The sequence below is a fragment of the Ruegeria sp. G2 genome, from assembly GCF_056533505.1.
Genome location: NZ_JBQFON010000001.1, coordinates 783,398 through 801,648 on the forward strand (window position 1 = coordinate 783,398; position 18,251 = coordinate 801,648).

General features: G+C 56.3%; 17 protein-coding genes. 10 read left to right on the forward strand and 7 right to left on the reverse strand.

The genetic code is table 11. The features are described 5' to 3' along the window. Window positions 1-3: 3 nt before the first annotated feature. Complete coding sequence (locus ACR0DU_RS03865; protein WP_480872562.1) at window positions 4-1,608, forward strand: adenylate/guanylate cyclase domain-containing protein; 1,605 nt, start codon at window positions 4-6, stop codon at window positions 1,606-1,608. Here ACR0DU_RS03865 and ACR0DU_RS03870 read toward each other — a convergent pair. The 4 genes from ACR0DU_RS03870 to ACR0DU_RS03885 all read right to left on the reverse strand — a co-directional run bounded on the left by ACR0DU_RS03870 (window position 1,605) and on the right by ACR0DU_RS03885 (window position 5,941). Continuing rightward, complete coding sequence (locus tag ACR0DU_RS03870; protein ID WP_480872564.1) at window positions 1,605-2,054, reverse strand: response regulator; 450 nt, start codon at window positions 2,052-2,054, stop codon at window positions 1,605-1,607. The two genes, ACR0DU_RS03865 and ACR0DU_RS03870, sit on opposite strands and share 4 nt — an antisense overlap. Before the next feature lie 460 nt (window positions 2,055-2,514). Then, on the reverse strand, window positions 2,515-3,984 hold the full coding sequence (locus ACR0DU_RS03875; protein WP_480872749.1) for a carboxypeptidase M32: 1,470 nt from the start codon (window positions 3,982-3,984) through the stop codon (window positions 2,515-2,517). Window positions 3,985-3,989: 5 nt separating this feature from the next. Further along, window positions 3,990-5,135, reverse strand: a complete 1,146-nt coding sequence (ctaA, locus tag ACR0DU_RS03880) for a heme A synthase (RefSeq protein ID WP_480872566.1) — start codon at window positions 5,133-5,135, stop codon at window positions 3,990-3,992. 62 nt (window positions 5,136-5,197) lie between these two features. Continuing rightward, a complete protein-coding gene (locus tag ACR0DU_RS03885) occupies window positions 5,198-5,941 on the reverse strand; it encodes an RNA methyltransferase (protein WP_170470631.1) in 744 nt (247 codons plus the stop codon). A gap of 154 nt (window positions 5,942-6,095) precedes the next feature. Here ACR0DU_RS03885 and ACR0DU_RS03890 point away from each other — a divergent pair, with 154 nt between their 5' ends. The 4 genes from ACR0DU_RS03890 to ACR0DU_RS03905 all read left to right on the forward strand — a co-directional run bounded on the left by ACR0DU_RS03890 (window position 6,096) and on the right by ACR0DU_RS03905 (window position 9,318). Continuing rightward, window positions 6,096-6,716 (forward strand): thiamine phosphate synthase, encoded by a 621-nt coding sequence (locus ACR0DU_RS03890; protein ID WP_170781725.1) that lies wholly within the window; start codon window positions 6,096-6,098, stop codon window positions 6,714-6,716. Window positions 6,717-6,771: 55 nt separating this feature from the next. Then, window positions 6,772-7,665: a PfkB family carbohydrate kinase gene (locus tag ACR0DU_RS03895; RefSeq protein ID WP_480872568.1), complete on the forward strand. Its 894-nt coding sequence runs from the start codon at window positions 6,772-6,774 to the stop codon at window positions 7,663-7,665. After that, window positions 7,662-8,576, forward strand: coding sequence for a pseudouridine-5'-phosphate glycosidase (locus ACR0DU_RS03900; RefSeq protein ID WP_480872570.1), 915 nt, complete (start codon window positions 7,662-7,664; stop codon window positions 8,574-8,576). Before ACR0DU_RS03895 ends, ACR0DU_RS03900 begins: the two co-directional genes overlap by 4 nt. A gap of 64 nt (window positions 8,577-8,640) precedes the next feature. Next, the gene (locus ACR0DU_RS03905) at window positions 8,641-9,318 is read left to right on the forward strand and encodes a DUF502 domain-containing protein (protein WP_010440321.1); all 678 of its coding nucleotides are present in this window, start codon (window positions 8,641-8,643) and stop codon (window positions 9,316-9,318) included. Here ACR0DU_RS03905 and ACR0DU_RS03910 read toward each other — a convergent pair whose 3' ends face one another. Both ACR0DU_RS03910 and ACR0DU_RS03915 read right to left on the reverse strand, forming a co-directional pair. Further along, on the reverse strand, window positions 9,319-10,344 hold the full coding sequence (locus tag ACR0DU_RS03910) for a patatin-like phospholipase family protein (protein WP_480872571.1): 1,026 nt from the start codon (window positions 10,342-10,344) through the stop codon (window positions 9,319-9,321). Window positions 10,345-10,409: 65 nt separating this feature from the next. Beyond that, window positions 10,410-11,183 carry a 3-hydroxybutyrate dehydrogenase gene (locus ACR0DU_RS03915; RefSeq protein WP_480872573.1) on the reverse strand — a complete coding sequence of 258 codons (774 nt, stop codon included), beginning with the start codon at window positions 11,181-11,183 and terminating at the stop codon, window positions 10,410-10,412. Window positions 11,184-11,476: 293 nt separating this feature from the next. Between ACR0DU_RS03915 and ACR0DU_RS03920 the strand changes: the two genes are divergently transcribed. Both ACR0DU_RS03920 and ACR0DU_RS03925 read left to right on the forward strand, forming a co-directional pair. Next, on the forward strand, window positions 11,477-13,303 hold the full coding sequence (locus tag ACR0DU_RS03920) for an extracellular solute-binding protein (RefSeq protein ID WP_480872575.1): 1,827 nt from the start codon (window positions 11,477-11,479) through the stop codon (window positions 13,301-13,303). A 531-nt stretch (window positions 13,304-13,834) separates the two neighbouring features. Continuing rightward, window positions 13,835-14,071, forward strand: coding sequence for a hypothetical protein (locus ACR0DU_RS03925; RefSeq protein WP_010440325.1), 237 nt, complete (start codon window positions 13,835-13,837; stop codon window positions 14,069-14,071). On the opposite strand, the gene ACR0DU_RS03930 is transcribed toward ACR0DU_RS03925, so the two are convergent. Then, window positions 14,060-14,683 (reverse strand): helix-turn-helix domain-containing protein, encoded by a 624-nt coding sequence (locus ACR0DU_RS03930; protein WP_010440326.1) that lies wholly within the window; start codon window positions 14,681-14,683, stop codon window positions 14,060-14,062. The two genes, ACR0DU_RS03925 and ACR0DU_RS03930, sit on opposite strands and share 12 nt — an antisense overlap. Before the next feature lie 65 nt (window positions 14,684-14,748). Between ACR0DU_RS03930 and ACR0DU_RS03935 the strand changes: the two genes are divergently transcribed. The 3 genes from ACR0DU_RS03935 (at window position 14,749) to ACR0DU_RS03945 (ending at window position 18,204) form a co-directional block, all read left to right on the forward strand. Beyond that, window positions 14,749-16,266 carry a class I adenylate-forming enzyme family protein gene (locus tag ACR0DU_RS03935; protein ID WP_480872578.1) on the forward strand — a complete coding sequence of 506 codons (1,518 nt, stop codon included), beginning with the start codon at window positions 14,749-14,751 and terminating at the stop codon, window positions 16,264-16,266. Beyond that, a complete protein-coding gene (locus ACR0DU_RS03940) occupies window positions 16,263-16,922 on the forward strand; it encodes a DsbA family oxidoreductase (RefSeq protein ID WP_480454996.1) in 660 nt (219 codons plus the stop codon). Before ACR0DU_RS03935 ends, ACR0DU_RS03940 begins: the two co-directional genes overlap by 4 nt. 73 nt (window positions 16,923-16,995) lie before the next feature. Further along, complete coding sequence (locus ACR0DU_RS03945; protein WP_480454997.1) at window positions 16,996-18,204, forward strand: multidrug effflux MFS transporter; 1,209 nt, start codon at window positions 16,996-16,998, stop codon at window positions 18,202-18,204. Window positions 18,205-18,251 lie beyond the last annotated feature (47 nt).

The following is an 18,251-nucleotide window of genomic DNA, read 5'->3' on the forward strand; positions in this document are numbered from 1 at the left end:
GCTGTGAGTAGCGCCCCGAATACCCAACCCGAGCAGGCACAGGCAATGTGGCTGGCAAATTTACGCCAGAACCTGATTCCCCCGGTCAGTGCGATAGTCGGGCTATGTGAGTTTCTCGAAAGTGAGGCTGAACGCCTTACTCTGAAGGAAGCCGCATCAGACCTGAACCGAATATCTCAGGCTGCAACCGAACTAAGCGTGTTTGTAGACCAGCTTCTGCATCCCCGAATGGCCTTGAAGCTTACGGTAAGCGGTGACGAAGGAGTGAAAAGGCTTCGTCACGATTTGCGAACGCCGATGAATGCGATCAAGGGCTACAGCGAAATGCTGCTTGAGGATCTAGAGGATCTAAACGCAGGACATCTGGAGTTGGACCTGCGCGGATTGCTGAAGCATACGGATTCTCTATTGCAAGAAATTGATGTGCTCGCATCGTTGTCCGACAACCAGTCCGGCGATGGCTTCAAAATACCCGAGGCATCGCAGGACGCAGCTGAGATGTTCGCAAATCTGGCTCAAAGCATGCGCTCGATTGATCCGGTTGCGGAGACTGCTTCGCTAACCGGAACCATCCTAGTCGTAGATGATGTCGAAGCGAACCGTACGCTGCTTGCCCGGCGGCTCGAACGGGATGGTCATCAAGTCTGGACCGCCGACGGAGGATATTCGGCTCTGGAAAAGCTGTCTCAACACGCGTTCGATCTGGTCCTGCTTGATCTTATGATGCCGGATCTCAACGGTTATGATGTTTTGAAGCGACTGAAAGAAAACGATGACTGGCGCGACATCCCGGTCATCATGATTTCCGCGCTCGATGAGATCGAAAGCGTTGCGCGTTGCGTTGAGATCGGAGCAGAAGATTACCTCCCTAAACCGTTCAACCCAATCTTGTTGCAAGCTCGGATCAACGCCGCGCTTGAGAAAGGACAGTGGCGGGAGCGAGAGCGCCTCTATCTCTTTCAGATGGAGGCAGAGAAGCAAAAGTACAAAGACCTGTTGCATAGTATTCTGCCGCAAAAAATCGTGACACGATTGAACGATGGGGAGGCCACGATTGCCGACCGTCATGACGATGTGACTGTCCTGTTTTCGGACATGGTTGGCTTTACGGAGATGTCGGCGAAATTGTCACCCGCGCAAGTGGTTGACTACCTTAATCGGGTTTTTTCGGGCTTCGACAAGGCGGCTTCGGAACTTGGTGTGGAAAAGATCAAGACAATCGGAGATGCCTACATGGCCGCGGCCGGAGTACCCGACCACCGGAATGACCACGCTGAAGTGATCGTTGAACTGGCTTGTCGGATGTTATCTCAGGTCGAAGCGCTGAACCACGAGCTGGACTACCATATGCATCTTAGAATCGGCGTCCACAGTGGGCCCGTAGTTGCCGGAATAATCGGGTCACACCGTTTTCTCTACGATGTTTGGGGGGATACAGTAAATTTCGCCAGCCGTCTTGAAACAACGGGTGCGCCAGGCCGCATTCAAGTCTCAGAGGAGACCGCAAGGCGGGTTACGCATTGCTTTGACCTAACTGATCCGATGGATGTGAGGATTAAGGGCAAAGGCCAGGCAAAAACATATTTCATCACTGGACGGAAATCTTAGTAGTCGGATCTACCTCCAGAGGCTGACAGCAGTTTTTCCATTATCTCAAGCAAACGGTTGAGTTCGACAGGTTTGGTATCAAAGTCATCGCATCCTGCCTCCAGCGCCTTTTCCCGGTCGCTGGCCATTGCGTGTGCCGTCAGCGCAACCACCGGGATTGAGGCCGTCTCGGGTGCTGCCTTGATGCGCCGTGTCGCCTCCCATCCATCAATTTCAGGCAGGCTCATATCCATCAAAACAATGTCGGGATTTGCTTCACCAGCCATGGACACGCCTTCCAACCCGTCCTTCGCAACGATAACTTGGAAGCCTTTACGCGCCAACCGACGCGACAACATATCGCTGTTCATTTCGTTGTCTTCCACCAACAGAACTTTAGCCAAATTTCCCCCTTTACGCATGCGCGCCATTTGACTGCCCGCGAGACAGAGTGTTTCCGGATCCATTTTCAAAATGTCGAACATACCACTAGATTGCGCAAGTCGTTTCGGTTGAAGCATTCTTTCATCAATTCAGCTTCACGCAATGAACAAATTAGTGTCTTCAGGTAATGTCTTCTTTTAGTCCACCCAACCCGCTACGAATTTCGCTTTCCCACCCTTGCTGTTTTTTGCTGCGGTCGAGTTGCGACCAAAGAAGTCGTTCATTGTCAGATTGCCAATGGCGGTAGTGTCCGCGTCTCGTTCGTTGCCTGGGGAATTCTCGCTGCGCCGGGCCCGAATGGCGGCTCCTTACGCCGCATCGCCGTAATCAAGATAATGCACCCCCAGCAAAATCTGCGCTGTGTGCGTTTGCAGCGAGAAAATCGAATTCACAGGATGGGTTCGAAGCGGGCGTTGCTTTTGAGCAAGATCCTGAATTCAAAAACTTGCGAAAACCTTCAGGAAGTTATTATTCGGCCATCGCTCAAAGCCCATACAATGCCCCAAACTTGTTCTCAAGATAGGTCAACAACGCCTCCGGCCCGGGCTCGACACCACTTGCCCTCTGGATGATTTCGCGTGGCGCATAAAGGCCGCCAAATTGCTGGACGTTCTCGCGCAGCCATCCGGTAGCGCCCGAGGTATCGCCCGAAGCCAATTGCGAATCCAATTCGGGTACGGCCTTGCGCAAAGCCTGATTCAGACATCCTGCGTAGACATTGCCCAACGAATAGGTCGGGAAGTAGCCAAACAGCCCAACCGACCAGTGCACATCCTGCAGACACCCGTTCGAAGGCTTGTCGACCGCATATCCAAAATCTGCGGCAAAACGATCATTCCACGCGGCTTCAAGGTCGCTGACTTGCAGATCACCTGCCATCAGCGCACGCTCAAGATCGAACCGCAGCATGATATGCAGGTTGTACTGCACTTCGTCCGCTTCGGTTCGGATGTATCCACTGTGTACTCGGTTAACGGTGCCATAGAAGGCATCGGCGTCGGCGATGCCAAAATCGCCAAAGGCGTCTTTCATTTGATCGAAAAGCCAGCCGGTGAAGGCGCGGGACCGACCCAGTTGGTTTTCATAAATCCGGCTTTGGCTTTCATGCACTCCCATGGAGACACCGCGCCCTAAAGGCGTCAGCAAATAATCCGGGTCGATCCCCTGTTCATAAGCCGCATGTCCCACTTCGTGGATTGTGGAATAGAAGCAATTGAACGGGTCCGTTTCGCTGGTTCTGGTGGTGATGCGTACATCCAGCCCGCTGCCAGAACTGAACGGGTGTACAGCTTTGTCCACGCGGCCATTATTCAGGTCATAGCCAAAGGCGACGGCCAGTTTTTGCGTCAGGCGCATTTGGATCAACTCGTCAAATCTGCCAGTCAGAGCCGCAGGCTCGGGCCGATCTAGGACAGCTGCGCGCAAAGCAACCAGACGTGGGCGCATCTGGCCAAATATCTCGGCAATCTGCGCACCCGTTGTGTAGGGCTCGTAATCTTCGACCATTGCGTCGTAGATATCACCGCCTTGAGCGAGCGCTGCACCTTCCTCGCGCTTAAGTGCAACAACCTCTTCCAGAACGGGTAGAAAAGCAGCGACATCCTCGTTGGCGCGGGCCTGCGCCCATTTTCCCTGTGCCTCGGAAGTCACGCGTGCAATTGCTGTAGCCAAATCCGATGGAACCTTCACTGCCCGATCATATTCGCGTCGAATTTCCCGCAGCTGAGCCTTGTCCGCTTCGCTGCTTGCATATGCGCTCTCCAGCCATTCCGCCACACGCGGGTCTGAACGGCGTGCGTGAAGCACGGCTTCGATCGCAGCCATCTCTTCGGCCCGTTGTGGAGCTGCGCCGCGCGGCATTACCGTTTCCTGATCCCATCCCAGACGTCCGGCGATCTGGCCAAGGGCCGAAGTTTGGCGCTGATAGGCCATCAGGTCGTTGAAAGCTGTCATCTGGGTCATGCTCCGCGCAAAGAAGTTGCAATAGGATAGGCCGTGAGAAAACGTGCGCGCAGGATCAGCGTCCAAACCACGACGGCCATGAATTGGTGGAATATCGCGATTTGCCAGGGTGCCGCGTAGATCACTGTCATGATACCGACCACCACCTGTAGCGAAAGCGCAGCGAATGCGGCGTTGAAAGCGAATCGCGTCTGCGGATGCGCACTTGCCGCGCCGCGCCGCCAAACAACGACACCAAAAGCGAACAGCAGATAACCAGCGCAGCGGTGGATGAATTGCACAAGGCCCGGGCTTTCGAAGAAATTTCGCCACATCGGTTCAAGCATCGTGGCGTCCGCTGGCAGAAGCTGACCTCCGATCAAAGGCCAATCCGTATAGGAACGACCTGCGTCGATGCCCGCGACCAGCGCCCCAATGAGTATTTGCAAAAAGGCGAAATGCATCAGACCTGTGGAAAGCGAGAACAACCGGGTTTCCTTTGCGCGGCGTGCTTGCATCAGATCGCGCTCCTCGCGCGCCAACATGAAGATGTACCAAGCCAGAAACCCGAGGATGACGAATGCAAGCCCCAGATGCACCGCTAGTCGATAGCTTGCAACTGCGGTCATCCCCTCGCCTTGCGTCACACCCGACGCAACCATCCACCATCCAACAGCCCCTTGAACGCCGCCGAGCGCTCCGGGGATCAGCAATCGACCGGTCCAACCAGCCGGTATCTTGCGGGCAACAAGAAAACCGAAAAAGCCGACAGCCCAGACCAGTCCGATCACGCGGCCCAGTTGGCGGTGGCCCCATTCCCACCAGTAAATTGATTTGAAATCATCCAGCTCCATCCACTGGTTCTGGATGCGCCATTGATCGATTTGCTTGTATTTATCGAATTCGGCCTGCCAGTCAGCCTCGGAAGTCGGTGGGATGGCCCCGGTGATCGGACGCCATTCGGTAATCGACAGGCCGCTATCTGTCAGTCGGGTCAGTCCGCCGACCGCGATCATGATGACCACTAGCGCAAACAGGATCATAAGCCAGACGCGAATGGCCTGGCGTGCACCACCGCGCCCGCGATCGATCACACCCGGCTGAACCGCTTGTTGTTTTTCAGAGTCTGAGACGTCTTCGAAGATGCTGCGCTTACCGCTCATGCTGTCCTCTTGTGCCTTGGATTTCGTCGCAAGCTAGGTTGACTTGGGGGCGAGGTCCAGCCTCAGCCCCGATCCTTCCAGCGGACCATCTGACGCATCACCCCGTGCAGCATTTGCACATCCGCCCGCGTCATCCGCATCCTGGACCACAGATTGCGCAGGTTGGTCTTCATCCCTTCGGCCTTTTCGGGCGGGTAGAAAAATCCCGCCTCCTCCAGCCGATCCTCGTAATGCTCGACCAGCTTTTCGACCTCGATCCCCGTAGCCCAGTCGCCTTTGCCCAAATCCGTTGCCTCATGCACCACATCCCCGGTTTGGCGCATCCACTCGTAAGCCGTCAGCAAAACGCATTGCCCAAGGTTCAGCGACGCGTATTCGGGATTCACTGGCACCGAGATAATCGCGTTTGCCTTGGCGATATCCTCGTTTTCAAGCCCGGCGCGTTCTGGACCGAACAGCACGGCCACCTTTTCGCCAGCGGCCACCTTTTCCGCAGCGATCTGCATGGCCCGTTCGGGGCTGAATACCGGCTTGGTCAGGCCCCGTTGCCGTGCAGTAGTCGCAAAGACATATGTGCGGTCCCCCAATGCTCCGGCCAGATCGTCGAACAATTGTGCCTCATCCAGCAATCGCCCTGCGCCGCTGGACATCGCCACCGCCTTGGGGTTCGGCCATCCATCGCGCGGCGCAACGATCCGCATCCGATCCAGTCCAAAATTCCACATCGCCCGTGCCGCAGCACCGATATTTTCGCCCATCTGCGGGCGCACAAGCACGAAAGAAGGCTGGGATGTATCGCTGGGCATGGCTGTCTCCGAAAAGGTCTGCCTGCTCTAATCGCGTCTCCCCCGCAGGGCAAGGCACCCGGCGCGTCTAATCCAGCACGAGACGGCATAAAAGTTTGCTTCCCGCCCGCAATCCGCTAAACCGCGCGAAAGACTGAAAGCGAAGGACGCGCCAATGGACACCCCCGAGCAGCCACAGATTTATCTGATCACCCCGCCAACGATCACACTGAGCACGTTCCCCGACCAGTTGTCGCGCGTTCTGGACGGGGCCGAGATCGCCTGTATCCGCCTGGCTCTGGCAGGAAGTGACGAAGATACCATCGCTCGCGCCGCTGATGCCTGCCGTGAGGTTGCTCATGCGCATGACGTGGCGCTGGTGATTTCGAACCATGTACTGCTGGCGCAACGGCTGGGTCTGGACGGGGTGCATCTGGACGATGCGGCACGCTCGGTCAGGGCTGCGCGTAAGGAACTGGGGCCAGATGCTATCGTCGGCAGCTTTTGCGGAGCCTCCAGCCATGATGGTATGACCGCTGGAGAAGGTGGGGCAGACTATGTTGCCTTTGGCCCGGTGGGCAACGTCGCGCTGGGCGATGGAACCCGCGCTGAGCAAGACCTGTTCCAGTGGTGGTCTGAGATGATCGAGGTTCCGGTGGTGGCCGAAGGCGGGCTAACCGAAGACCTGATCCGAGACCTGACGCCCTGCACAGATTTCTTTGGCATCGGCGATGAGATCTGGTCACATGACGACCCGCTGGATGCATTGAACACTCTGATCGCCGCAATGCGCTGACGACTGTGAGCGTTAACCCTTGCACCCGCGTCGGGGCTGCGGCATGACACGAAGCATGACTCAGAACAGCGAAATCCTGTGTATCGGATCGGTCCTGTGGGACGTAATCGGGCGATCTGCCAGCGTCATGCGGCAGGGATCGGACGTACCGGGGCGGATTACCCGCTTGCCCGGCGGTGTCGCCATGAACATCGCCATGACGTTGGTGCGCTTTGGGATGACCCCTACGCTGCTCACTGCAATCGGCCGCGATCCCGAAGGCGATGAACTGGTCCACTCCTGCGCACGGCTGGGCATGGTGACCGACCACATCTACCGTTCGCAAGACTTGCCGACCGACCGCTATATGGCCGTCGAAGGTGCCAATGGATTAATCGCAGCCATTGCAGACGCCCATTCACTTGAGGCGGCGGGAGCAAAAATCTTACGTCCCTTGATGCATGGACCTTTGGGCTATGAAAATACACCTTTTGAAGGCCCCATCGCGCTGGACGGCAACCTAACCCTGAACCTGCTGGAAGAGATCGCGCAAAGCCCCGCCTTTGCCAGCGCCGATCTTCGCGTGGCCCCCGCGTCCCCCGGCAAGGCCGAGCGTTTGTTACCTTTTCTGAAACACGCGCGCGCTACGCTCTATGTAAACCTCGAAGAAGCTGGGCTTTTGTGCCAACGCGAATTCACCGATTCCGAGAGTGCTGCTCAGGGCTTGCTTGACCGTGGCGCATTGCGTGTTCTGGTGACCGATGGCGGCAACTCGGCCACTGTCGGCAGCGCTGAGAGTGTTCTGACCCAAAAACCACCTTCCGTTCTGGTCACCCGCGTGACCGGCGCAGGTGATACTTTCATGGCAGCCCATATCGCTGCCGAAGCAAGTGGCGCTGACAACGACGCCGCGCTCAAGCGTGCCCTACATGCCGCTGCAACATATGTTTCCGGAGAAACTCCACTGTGATCGACATCCAATATTCCGCCGAGGTTCGCGCCGCAAAAGACGCAGGCCAACCCATTGTTGCGCTGGAAAGCACTATCATCACCCACGGGATGCCCTACCCCCAGAACATCGAGGTTGCCGCACAGGTCGAACAGGACATTCGCGATGCGGGCGCAGTTCCCGCAACTATCGCCGTGATCGATGGCGTGCTTAACATTGGGCTTGAGTCCGATCAGCTTCAGGCCCTTGGACAGGCGCAAGGCGTTGCCAAGCTGTCGCGCGCTGACATGGCTGCTTGTCTTGCAACTGGCGGTACAGGGGCCACCACCGTCGCAGCTACCATGATCGCAGCGCATTATGCAGGTATCGAAGTATTTGCCACAGGCGGCATCGGCGGCGTTCATCAGGGGGCTGAAACCTCTTTTGATATCTCTGCTGACCTGCATGAGCTTGCGCAAACGCCTGTGACGGTTGTTGCGGCCGGAGCCAAAGCTATTCTCGACCTGGCCAAAACCCTTGAGGTTCTGGAAACGCTCGGTGTGCCGGTCATCGCACACGGACAGGACGAATTTCCGGCGTTCTGGTCAGCCAAGTCTCCGCTGGCTGCCCCCTTGCGGATGGACAGCGCAGAGGACATCGCCAAAGCCCATGCCGCGCGGCGGGCGCTGGGATTACCCGGTGGGCAACTCGTAGCCAATCCGATCCCGCAGGCCGATCAGATCGCTGCCGAGGAACTTGCCCCGATCATTGCTTCCGCACAGGCCGATGCCGAAACACACAGAATCACCGGCAAAGGCGTTACGCCTTACCTACTGCAACGCATCTACGAACAGACCAATGGTCGCTCGTTGACAGCTAATATCGCTCTGGTACGCAACAATGCACGGCTGGCGGCGGGCATAGCAATAGCGCTGGTAAAGACGGCTGAGTGACATAAGCCTATTGTACCAAGACCTCGGACTGCTTAACTAATTCCGCAAACCACTCAGGACCGCAATGAACACGCCGTTTGACGAAGAACCTCATCGCCGCTCGGGCCTTCTGTCCGGACTGCGCGCGTCATTTTTGACGGGCATTGTCGTCATTGCTCCGGTTTGGTTGACGATCTGGCTGATCTGGTCGGTCGTGGGCTGGATCGACAGCGCCGTGCTGCCATTGATCCCTCAGCAATTCCAGCCGGCCGAGTATGTTGGGATCAACCTGCGCGGCGTCGGCGTCATCATCTTCCTGATCTTCACGGTCATCGTCGGCTGGATTGCCAAAGGCATTTTGGGCCGCTCACTGATTCACTTCGCCGAAAGCCTCGTTGATCGGATGCCCGTCGTCCGGTCCGTCTATTCCGGCATCAAGCAAATCTCGGAAACAGTCTTTGCGCAGACAGAACGCTCTTTCGAAAAAGCCTGTCTGATCCAGTATCCGCGCCGCGGAATTTGGGCGATTGGATTTGTTTCGACCACAGCGCGGGGCGAAGTCAGCCAACGCGCCGAAACGGGTGGTGAGTTGCTCAGCGTCTTTGTCCCGACGACCCCAAACCCCACATCCGGTTTCCTGCTGTTTTTTCCAGCCGAAGACGTGATCCTGCTGGATATGTCGATCGAGGACGCAGCCAAATTGGTGATTTCAGCGGGGCTGGTATACCCAAACGAAAAAGACCCGACCCAGCCGCCGGAGTAGTCAGCCAAACATGGCAGGCAGGTCGACAGTACTGCGTTCGCCCAGATCATCCTTGTGGGCGCGCAAGAATTGATCTGCCGCAACGCGCCCGGCCTGCTTCAACCTGTTCAGAACAACCGGATTTGGAACGGTTTTTGTCGCAGCCGACAGATCGTTCATCAGAGCATCATCCGCAATCATATGAACCAGCACCCGGCTCATCTCGCCCGCTTTCAATTTTCCCTCGGCCAGCAGCCGCTGCACAAAATTAATCGCGCGCAATTCACGAAATAGCGATGAGTTAAAGCTGATCTCATTAATCCGGTTCTGAATCTGCTGAGGTGTCTTCGGCACCTCGTCCCTTTCTAAAGGGTTGATATTTACAATCACCACATCGTCGGGAAGGTCACCACCAAACAAGGGGTACAACGCCGGGTTGCCAGTATACCCCCCATCCCAATACGCTTCGGTACGACCAGATTTTGGATCATAGATCTCTATTGCCTGAAATAGGTTGGGCAGACAGGCCGATGCCAAAATTGCGTCGGTCGATATCTCATCTTCAGCAAAGACCCGAATTTTGCCACTGCGCACGCAAGTCGCACAGACAAAAAGCTCCAGCCCTTCATCTGCACAAATCTCATCAAAATTGAACCGATCCACAACCGGCTCAAGCGGATTGCGATAGAACGGCCCGTAAGCATAGGGAGACACCAGCCGCGACCATGTTTCGGCCATCGAATACGGCAGTGAATACTCAAGCGCCTGCGATATATGCGCGGGCTCTAATCCGCGCATCCAATGAACGATCCGCATATCACCAACAGCGCCCATGCGCGTCCATAAATCGTCGAGACAGGCCCGAGCGCCTTCGCGCCCCGCATGCACCATTCCGGATTTGAACGCGGCTCCGTTAAGGGCGCCAGCCGAGGTTCCAGTGATCGCCGCAACCTCGACATCCTCCTCATCCAGTAGACGGTCCAGCACACCCCAGGTAAACGCACCATGGGCACCACCGCCCTGCAAAGCCAGATTGATCCGCTTCATACTTCCGCCTCTTCATCTGGCCAAAAATATCCCGGGGGGGTTGGGGGCAGCGCCTCCATGCATCGTCAAAGCGCAGTCCACCCCCCGTCAACCGAGATCGTCGTCCCGGTGATCTGCGCGGCCGCATCTGAACACAGGAAGATGGTCGTGCCACCAAGCTGTTCAACCGTCGCGAACTCTTTTGAAGGTTGCCGTTCCAGCAGGACGTTCTTCACAACATCCTCGCGGCTCATGTTATATTCTTTCATCGTATTGGGGATTTGCGCCTCAACCAGTGGGGTCAGCACATAACCCGGGCAGACAGCGTTGCACGTGATCGGTTCCTGTGCCGTCTCAAGCGCAACGGTTTTGGTCATCCCAACCACACCATGTTTTGCCGCTACATAAGCTGCCTTAAAAGGAGAAGCAGTTAACCCGTGTGCAGAAGCGATATTTACGATACGGCCCCAACCTGCCGCGCGCATCATTGGCAAGGCTGCAGCCGTTGTGTGAAAGGCTGAATTCATGTTGATCGCGATGATCGCATCCCATTTATCAGTCGGAAATTGATCGATCGGTGAAACATGTTGGATGCCCGCATTATTCACCAATATGTCGCAGGCACCTGCCTGTTCGATAAGTGCGCGGCATTCATCGCCTTTCGACATGTCCGCCTTGATGTAGCGCGCGTTGGTCCCGGTCTCTTTCCCAATCTCGGCAGCCAGCGTATGATCTTCATCCCGGTCGGTAAACGAGTTCAGAACCACATCCGCACCCGCCTTGGCCAGCTCACGCGCAACGCCCAGTCCAATCCCTGAATTCGACCCTGTTATGATGGCTGTTTTTCCCGCCAAGCTCATGCCTGCTCTCCGTCCTGATTTCAATTCAGCCACACAGTGCCATGCTGCACCTGCAAAGGAAACGGGGAATGATACAGCAGGTGCATCCCGGCAGGTTTTGCCAAAAAAAACGCCCGCACGAAGCGGGCGTTAAGTTATTGAGGCAGGTTTCATACAGGCAAGAAACCTATCGAGCAGTGCATCCTTTATAAGCAATTCTTTGCATCCGTCCAAGCTAAAAGTTTGATAATAAGAAAAATCATGGCTACGGTGAATCCCAAACAAAATAAGGCCAGAGCAGGATTGTTTCCAAAATGAGCCCCGATTATCTCCACCCCCTCCGACCAGCAATTGCGGGAATCGCCTGTATTTTTGCGGCTTCACTCGCTTCGGCAGAATCAGCCCATGGCATAGCTATGTATGGCGACCCGGCACTACCACCGGATTTTGTGTCGCTACCCTACGCAAATCCCGACGCGCCCAAGGGCGGAAAGGTCGTATTTGGAAATACCGGCGGCTATAACAGTTTGAACCCGTTTGTGCAAAAAGGCACGTCACCCTGGCAGTTGCGATTTTGGACCCACGAAAGCCTGATGGGCCGGTCCTGGGACGAACCTTTCACTCTTTACGGGTTGTTAGCCGAATCAGTTGAGACGGATTCGGACCGAACCTGGGTCGAATTCACGCTGCGCGAAAATGCGGAATTCTCGGATGGAACACCGGTCACCGTCGATGACGTGATCTGGTCGTATGAGACATTAGGCACCGAAGGTCACCTGCGCTATCGCGGGCTATGGGACAAGATCGACAGCATCGAGCAGACCGGCCCGCGCAGCGTTCGGATCACCTTTAACGAACCGGATCGCGAACTGGCCCTGATCGCCGGAATGCGCCCGATCCTGCAAAAAGCGCAGTGGGAGGGGAAGTCGTTCGCAGACGCTCAACTGCACGATATACCCATCGGTTCCGGACCATACGTGATCGATGACTATGAGGCTGGCCGCTATGTAAACTTACGCCGCAATCCTGACTACTGGGGTGCCGATATCCCCTACCGCAAGGGCACGATGAATCTGGATGACATGCGGATCGAATTCTATGGTGACGGCACCGTTGCCTTCGAGGCATTCAAGGCAGGCGAACTTTCAGCCGTGCGCGAGTTTAACGCGGACAAATGGAACACTCAGTATAGTTTCCCGGCGGCGCAACGCGGTGATGTTGTAAAGACCGAAATCCCGCATCAAAAACCTTCGGGCATGACCGGTTTTGTCATGAACACCCGTAAGGCCCCCTTTGACGACTGGCGCGTTCGCGAAGCGTTGACCCTGGCGTTCAACTTTGAATTCATCAACGACACCATCACAGGTGGCGCGCAACCCAGAATTACGTCCTATTTCTCAGGCTCCGAGTTGGGCATGCAACCCGGTGCGGCCACCGGTCGCGTCGCAGACCTTCTGCAACCTTACGCCGCCGAACTGGCGCCGGGTACCATTGAGGGGTATGAATTGCCCGCGGGTGATGGAACCGAACGCAATCGGAGCAATATCCGCAAGGCGCTAAAACTGCTGGAAGAGGCAGGCTGGACAATTCAGGACGGTCAGCTTCGCAATGCCAATGGCAAACCGTTTGAAATCGACCTTGTCATCAGCCAGGGCAGCCTGAATGTGGTGCAGGATGTCGGTGTGATCGCGGAAATCTATGCACGCGCGTTGGAGCGCCTGGGCATTCAACTGACCGTCGAAAAAGTTGACGACGCGCAGTACACCTCGCGTATCGACGCGCAAGACTTCGACATGACGCCCTTCCGCCGCGCCCTTTCGCTGTCGCCCGGCAACGAACAACGCCTATATTGGGGCAGCGAAAACGCCGACACACCTGGGACTAGGAATGTCACGGGGCTGACCTCTCCTGCCGTTGACGGATTGATCGATGCAATGCTGGCCTCGGAAAGCCACGAGGATTTTGTGGCCGCTACGCGCGCGTTGGACCGCGTACTAACCGCTGGCCGTTACGTCATTCCTATCTGGAGCTTCGACGTCGGCCGCATCGCCCACGTGAAGGAATTGAAGCAGCCTACCTCGCTTCCGATTTATGGAGATGGCCCCGAATACATGCCACAGGTCTGGTGGTACGAGGACTGACAAGACCGCGCGGCTTTTAGTTCAGCGCATATCCGGGCCTAAAACTGGTTGATCCGGCAATGGCACGGCGACAGGGCAGATTGCCAGCCATAAGCGATTTTCGGCTGAACCCGTCACAAACTGTGACCAATACCAGAGCTTGTGGGTCGCGGAACCATTCGCGCCTACTGGTACACAAGTTGCACAAGTATTGCTTATTCGGTCAAATTCATCGCAAGGGGCTTTACGGACTCGTGGCATGGACTATACCTTGTACACATCCCGATGAATATCTTAGTGCAGATAATTGCAGCATTTTTCGGGTGCGAAATACTGTACTGACAGTTCAAGTCAGAAGAACAACGGACCGGCCGCCACTCACTAAAACAGCAGGTCCGTCGGCCCGTTGCGGTTTAGCCGCAGCGGGTTTTTGCCTTTGGTTGCCGTGACGGCAACCTGCGACATTTTGTCATGTCCGCAATATCCCCCCACACTCCGTACGCTAATACCGGGGAGAGCAATCCTGGAACCGAATAAAGGGAAGGCTCGTAGATGTTGAACTGGGCTGATCTGACGCAAGACTGGGGCGCGTCGTATGCGCGTGCAAAACGCAGATTTCCAAACCTGCGGGACAGGGACATGGCGCGCGTTGGTGAAGATCGTAAGCAGTTTGAAGCATATCTGGCCGAACGTCACCACCTGACTGTTAATGAAGCCCGGGAAGAGCTTGAGGATTTCCTGTATACCGAAGCGTTGAACCGCGAAGTTGCGCAAACCTTAAGTAAGTGACGTCACCCAAAGGATCGTGGCGTCCTCGTCACTAACCGAAATTACATTGTGCCCCATGCTACCGTCATAATAGGCGCTGTCGCCTCGACGCATCTCGACTGGTTCATAAAATTCGGTGAACAGGCGCACCACGCCGGTCAGGACATACAAGAACTCCTCACCATCGTGACGTACCCATCCATCAAACTCTTCCATAGATCGGGCGCGCACTCGGGCGCGATAGGGTAGCATCTGCTTTTTGGTAAGCGTTTCTGCCAGCAGTTCGTGCTCATAGGTTGTGGTTGCGTGCGCAGCCCCCGCGCCCATTTTGGTCACTGCCATTCGGCCTATGACCTGATCACGCTGGGGCGGAGTGAACAGTTGAGGCACCGAAATTTCCAGCCCTATCGCCAGCTTCTTCAACGCATCATAAGTCGGCGACATCTGACCGTTTTCGATCTTGCTAAGTGTCGACCTTGCCAACCCGGCCTGGTTGGCCGCCTGTTCCAACGTCCAGTTTCGGGCTTTGCGCAGCTCACGCACACGCGCCCCCAAATCGACGGGCTCAAGCTCGGTATTAATACCATTGTCGCGGGCAATTCTGACGATGGACTTATGATCATTCTTGCTCATGCGTCTTTCTATAGGGGCAGCATGCTCTGCTTGCAACGCGCCGTGCGCAGCTGTAGCCAGTTCCCATGTTGTCGATCTTTGATCAGGGACCACCGCCGCCCTGCCCGCGCCCATTCAATCTTGCCGCGCATGTCCTGCGTCATGCCCAAAGCAATTCGGAAAAAACCGCCCTATCTGTGCTTGGGCAGAACAGCGCAGTCGACTGGACCTACCGAGAGCTGAAAGCGGCGATCCTGGGTACAGGAACCGGCTTGCTTCAGAGCGGCCTCAAGCCCGGCGACATCATTTTGATGCGACTTGGCAATACAGTCGATTTCCCAATCGCATATCTTGGAGCAATCGCCGTTGGGCTGGTTCCAGTTCCAACCTCATCGCAACTGACAGACGTGGAAACCGTCAAGATCATCGACGATCTGAATCCTGCCGCCGTTTTGCGCGATCCGCAGGTCGCCTGCGCCGATCACTCCAACCAAATACGGCTGGATGAGCTTGTCGGAATGCGAACGCTGCCGCCGGCGGAGTTTGCAATGGGTGACCCCGAGCGATTGGCCTATGTTGTCTATACTTCGGGCACTTCAGGCAAACCCCGCGCCGTCGCCCACGCGCATCGCGCCATCTGGGCGCGGCAAATGATGGTCGATGGCTGGTACGGTCTGCAATCTTCGGATCGATTGTGCCACGCCGGAGCATTCAACTGGACCTACACTCTGGGTACCGGGTTGATGGACCCGTGGACCATCGGCGCAACGGCACTGATTCCAGAGCCGGGAACAAACATCCGAGATCTGCCCACCCTGCTGACCCAACAACGCGCCACGATTTTTGCAGCTGCCCCCGGGGTCTTTCGGAAGATCATGCAAGGCAATCAGCGACTAGACTTACCTGATCTGCGCCATGGCCTGTGCGCCGGAGAAAAGCTCTCACGTCACCTGCACGACAAGTGGGTGCGGTCCACCGGAACAGAACTATACGAAGCATATGGTATGTCGGAATGTTCGACCTTCATTTCGTCCAGCCCCAGCCACCCGGCGCGCGGTGAGGCGTTGGGTCAGCCGCAACCTGGGCGCCGGGTTGCCATTGTTGGTCCCGACGGCCCGGTCCCGCAGGGACAAGAAGGCACGATTGCCATTCATCGTGACGATCCGGGCCTTATGTTGACTTACCTGAACGCACCTGAAGAGGCCGACGCACGTATCGCTGGAAACTGGTTCCTTACAGGCGATCAGGGTGCGATGGCCGCAGATGGACAGATAACTTATATGGGCCGCGATGATGACATGATGAACGCAGGCGGCTATCGGGTCTCTCCGGTCGAAGTTGAGGCTGCCTTGTCGAACCACCCAGGTATCACGCAGGTTGGCGCCGCGTCGGTTGAGGTTAAACAAGACAGCTCGATCATTGTTGCATTCTACACCGGACCCGAGGAACTAGACGCGGAGACGTTGCGCGCCTATGTGTCTGACAAGCTGGCGCGCTACAAACAACCGCGGGCCTTTGTCCATCTGTCCGAACTGCCCACTGGGGGCAACGGCAAACTCCTGCGCCGCGCCCTGCCGGCCTATTTCAAGGCAACGTCCGAATGACACAGACCGTTAAGCTTGATATCATGTCCGACCCGATCTGCCCTTGGTGCTATATCGGCAAGACCCATTTAGACAAGGCGCTTGCCGAAATCCCGAACCATCCGTTCGTGATCGAATGGCATCCTTTTCAATTGAACCCGGATATGCCCGATGCAGGGATGGACCGGCGTGAGTATCTGGAGCGTAAGTTTGGCGGCAAAGACGGCGCTGTTCGCGCCTATGCACCGGTCGTCGAGCACGCCGAGAACGCTGGTCTGAAGATCGATTTCGAGGGCATGAAACGTACGCCAAATACGCTGGACGCACACCGACTGATCCATTGGGCCGGTATAGAGGGCAAGCAGAACGCCGTGGTCGATGCCCTGTTCAACGCATATTTCGTCGAAGCACGCGACATCGGAGATCGAGAAGTTCTGGCCGATATCGCAGACAGCGTTGGCATGGACGCGGCAGTCGTGATGAAATTGCTGCAATCGGAATCCGATCGCGAAGACATAAGAACCCGCGACAGCCATTCTCGCGAGATGGGCGTGAATTCGGTTCCCACTTTCATTGTGGCGAACCAACACGCCGTTCCTGGTGCACAACCCCCTGAATTATGGGGAAAAGTTATATCCGAGATCATGTCTCAGATTGAGGCTTCCCCTGCAGAATAGCACAGACCCCTGTGCATTTCTGATCTAGTCCGTTCCTCGGCACCGTGATAGCGCTGCTGGGAAGGAGCTCCCCATGACCAATCGCATGTCCCGGGGCGAATTCATTGCGCTGGTCGCGATGATGTTCGCCACGATTGCCTTTTCGATCGACTCAATGCTGCCCGCTCTGCCCGAAATCGGTAAAGAGCTTAGCCCCAATGACATGAACAAAGCGCAACTGATTTTGACATCTTTTGTGCTGGGCATGGGCATCGGGACGTTTTTTACGGGCCCGATTTCGGATGCCGTTGGACGCAAACCGGTTATCTATGGAGGCGTCGCCCTATATATCCTGGCGTCGGCAGTTGCCTGGGCCAGTTCTTCGCTCGAGCTGGTATTGGCTGCACGGGTTGTTCAGGGCCTCGGCGCTGCTGGCCCTCGAGTTGTGGCGATGGCGATCATTCGGGACCTCTATGCGGGACGCGAGATGGCCCGCATCATCTCGATTGCCATGATGATCTTCACGTTGGTTCCGGCCGCAGCACCGCTGCTTGGTGCAGGTGTTATCGCTTTGGTTGGATGGCGCGGGATCTTCGTATCCTTCATGCTTTTTGCTTCAATCATCGTAGTTTGGATGGCAACGCGGTTGCCCGAGTCTCTGGCTCCTGAAAATCGCCGCCCCTTTCGACTGCCATTAATGATCGCAGCTGTGAAGGAGATGATGACCCATCCCACCGTGCGACTTTCAATCCTTGTGCAGACGTTGTGTATGGGATTGCTGTTTACCATGCTGACAATGGTGCAACCGGTTTTTGACGTCATACATGACCGAGCCGAAAGCTTTCCGTTCTGGTTCGGCTTTGTGGCGCTGATCTCGGGCTCGGCCAGTCTGTTGAATGCCGCGCTCGTTGTTCGCCTCGGCATGCGCCGGATCGTGACCTGGGCCCTTGGTGCGCAGATCATTATCACCGGATGCGTAATTGTCCTGAACGCGATGCCATTGTCCCCGGACGCCTCATTCGCGCTGTTCGTGACGTGGCAAACTACCGTATTCTTCATGGCGGGCGTTACCATGGGCAACCTGAACGCCATCGCGATGGAACCGATGGGCCATATCGCGGGAATGGCCGCCTCGGTCATTGGGTCTATCGCGACGGTTCTGGCTGCGGCAATCGCCGCACCCGTGGGCTTGCTATTTGATGGATCGATTACGCCTTTGACGACAGGGGTGTTGATCATGTGCATTCTGGGCTTCGGCTTGATGCTGCATATGGGTCGGATCGAAAATCGACTGCCTGCCTGATCTGTGCAGACCTTCTGAAACCCGTTAAGCTCCTGCCAATTGTTTGG